Source organism: Tuberibacillus calidus DSM 17572, assembly GCF_000430685.1.
GTDB lineage: Bacteria > Bacillota > Bacilli > Bacillales > Sporolactobacillaceae > Tuberibacillus > Tuberibacillus calidus.
This window is the reverse complement of sequence record NZ_AUMM01000083.1, coordinates 1-3157: the sequence shown is the minus strand read 5'-3', so window position 1 is coordinate 3157 and position 3157 is coordinate 1. Positions and strand designations below refer to the sequence as shown.

The window sequence follows — 3157 nt, the reverse complement described above, 5'->3', positions numbered from 1 at the left end:
GAAAAACCCTTGTTAAATCAACATTTTTTTGTTATTCAGTAGACCCTAAATACATAATTTCATCTTTTGCCCAATGGTTCGTCACATCTGAAAATCCGTTCTGATTTATTTCTGGTGTAACAGATTGCATCAATACCTTGATTTGATAAAACTGAGCCGACCAATGGCTGTAATCGTCGAACACACCGACATAATATGTTCCGGCATCGGCATTAAATGTAAAGGATTCATTGACGCCTCGAGCGCCGTTATCCATGACACCTACTTCAGTCAAATTGCCTCCGTCATCCTTTAAAATGTATCCCACAAGATCTAAAGTCGAAGACACATTTTGCAGGTCGATGGTTATTTTCGCGGAGGCGGTCACATGAAATGTATAAAAATCCATATCTAGCGGTGCATTCACTTTTTGCGACAATGGAACGCCGTTTTCCAGTTCGACGGCATGAGAAGGGTCGTCCGGAACATCACTTGTCATATCGGGCTTGCTGTTTAAAACCGCTTTATAGGCGTTCAAACGGCCATAACCATTTTTATCATTCCATTCGATCGTTCCCAATTTATCTGTTCCTTTTTCGATCGCCCACTCAATTTGGTTGGGCAGCCAATCCGGATGATGACTTTTAATCATCGCAGCGATTCCGGTGACCATCGGCGCCGAAAAGGATGTGCCATCGTCTAAGACGTAATGGTCATCCTTATCGACGGCAAGTATGTTCACCCCTGGCGCGGCAAGGTCTATCCAATTTCCATAATTTGAAAACGATGCGAGGCGATCATTTTGGTCCAATGCCGACACGCTCATCACCGTGTCATAGGACGCCGGGTAATTAGGTGTGGAGCTAGAATCATTCCCGGCTGAGGCAACCGACACCAATCCTTTATTGTACGCCTCCCAAAGAGCATCCTCCTCCAATGAACTTGCTTCCGGACCGCCCAAACTCATATTGATAATATCCGCTCCATGGTCAATGGCATAATAGATACCGTTGATCAGATCCTCTTCGTCGACCATCCCGTTTTGGTCTGCCACTTTTACCGGGAGAATTTGCACCTTCCAATTGAGGCCAACCCCCCCTATATTATTAGCATTGGCAGCGATGATGCTTGCGACCATTGTTCCGTGACCATTGTCATCATTAGGGTCATTATCGTTATTGACAAAATCATAGCCTTTAAGGATTCTTCCTTGAAGATCAGGAATGTTTGGATTGACGCCCGAATCCAAGACAGCCACAACAACCGACGACTGTCCAAATCCCAACGCCCAAGCCTCCGGCATATGAATTTTATTCAAATACCATTGTTCACGCATGTAAGGATCTTGCGGGAGCTCCTTTAACTTTTTCGTATAATCCGGTTCAGCGTCTAGGACATTCGGATCTTTTTGAAGCTTAGCCAATATTTCGGAAAAATCCTTATCCGAAGGCACTTTGACGACAATGATGTTCCTCTTTTGTAAAGACTTAGGCACAGTTGTTTTTTTTATCCCAAGGCTTTCGCCATCAAATGATTTGCCGTCTTTTAATTTAACCATGATTTTTCTGTTTTTTATATTAAACGGGGTACCCGACGCCATTATTTTGATTGGTTTCTTTCTATAAGAGGCGAGGATTTCTTGACCTATTTTATCGGATTCTTTAAACGTCTTAACCGTTGGTGTTTGTTGAATTTCTTCGGCATTCGTTTTTCCAAACACGGTTAGGGGATTGATGATCATACATAATAGCAACCCAACAATGATAAAAACCGTGCGACGTTTCCCCATGGTGTACCCCTTCCTTAAATGAAACCCACTGTGGTAAAGTTTGATTTATCGTTTTCTATCATCATGACACGACACGACTGGTTCATGCGTTCTATACATTTAATATCGGCTTTGTAAGGAAAAATCTCCATATATCATTTGAAGAATATTTAAGGCATTATCCACTTGAGAACAGGGATCCTTTGAATAAATAAAGAAATTATAAAAGATACGGCCATCGTCAACAGTGCCAAGGTAGGAATCGTTATGAAAGTATGAGACTGGACATCAATCAGATGCTTGAACATATTAAGGAAAATGGGGTGGATCAAATAGACGCCGAAGCTTGAGATACTCAGCCTAACGATGAAAACATTTTTATTCTCTCGCAATCCAAAGTGCTTAAACAAGAGAAAAACAGCCATCGCGATCAAAATGGTATTTGGCGTTAAATAGGAATAAAAAAGCCCGTCATATTTCCCGCCGTTCGCAGCCGTCACTGTCTTTGTCCCCCAAAAAGTAACGATCAAACTGACAACCGAAAGCATATAAATGATCACTCTTATATTCCTACCAATCTCATAGCGGTATAAATAATAACCGAGTAAATACAAACCAATAAACCCGCTCACCGTATCTAAAACGTGATGGATATTCCATTCGAGCAATTGATTAACAATCGGGATGAATGACGAAATAAACCAAAGGATTAAAAAATAGCGCACGTTCTCCCTCGATGCATGCTTCACGTATACTTTGAAAATCGGCGTAATTAAATAGAGTCCGATGATGACATAAAAAAACCATAAATGATAGTATATGCTCTCATTCAAAAAAGCTTTTAATGAACTTCCAAAGCTGAAATGCTTTCCTTCGTAGAAATGGCTGTATATCAAGTAGATCATCGACCAGGCGATAAATGGAATGAGCACCTTCTTTGACCGTTTTACAAAAAACAACCTCGGAGGCTCATCCTTTCTTGACTGCAGCATGAGCGCCCCGCTTACCATAATAAATATAGGTACGGCCCACCTCGTTAAGGAATCATAGAAATTTCCAATATGGAAAGAAAGCGGATCACTATTGTATTTATAAAGCGGTTCCGCCGAAGCGTGCAGCAAAACAACAGCCGCAATGGATACCACACGCAGCCAGTCAAAGTATACAATTCTATCATTTCCGGTTGATCTTATTTCCATCTGTTTTACATTTTCCGACTGCATAAAATTTCTGTACCCCTTTTACCCTTTTTCTTATATCTTGCTTTTTTATTCTACCACAATGTTACATTCTTGTATCATCACCACGGTCAATAGATGCAGTCAAGTTTTTGTGGGCATTTTTTTGTACAATAAAGTTTGAATTATTTTGTAAGCGTTTACTTCTCCCCTTAGTTTTGCTTTATTTGAA

The 3157-nt window shown here is 40.8% G+C and carries 2 protein-coding genes; both read right to left on the bottom strand.

Features of this window, described 5'->3' with window-relative positions:
* Nucleotides 1-31: 31 nt before the first annotated feature.
* A complete protein-coding gene (locus H532_RS19685; RefSeq protein WP_051263356.1) occupies nt 32-1768 on the bottom strand; it encodes a S8 family serine peptidase in 1737 nt (578 codons plus the stop codon).
* Nucleotides 1769-1917: 149 nt separating this feature from the next.
* Nucleotides 1918-2970, bottom strand: coding sequence for an acyltransferase (locus tag H532_RS0113940; RefSeq protein ID WP_051263355.1), 1053 nt, complete (start codon nt 2968-2970; stop codon nt 1918-1920).
* Nucleotides 2971-3157: the final 187 nt, after the last annotated feature.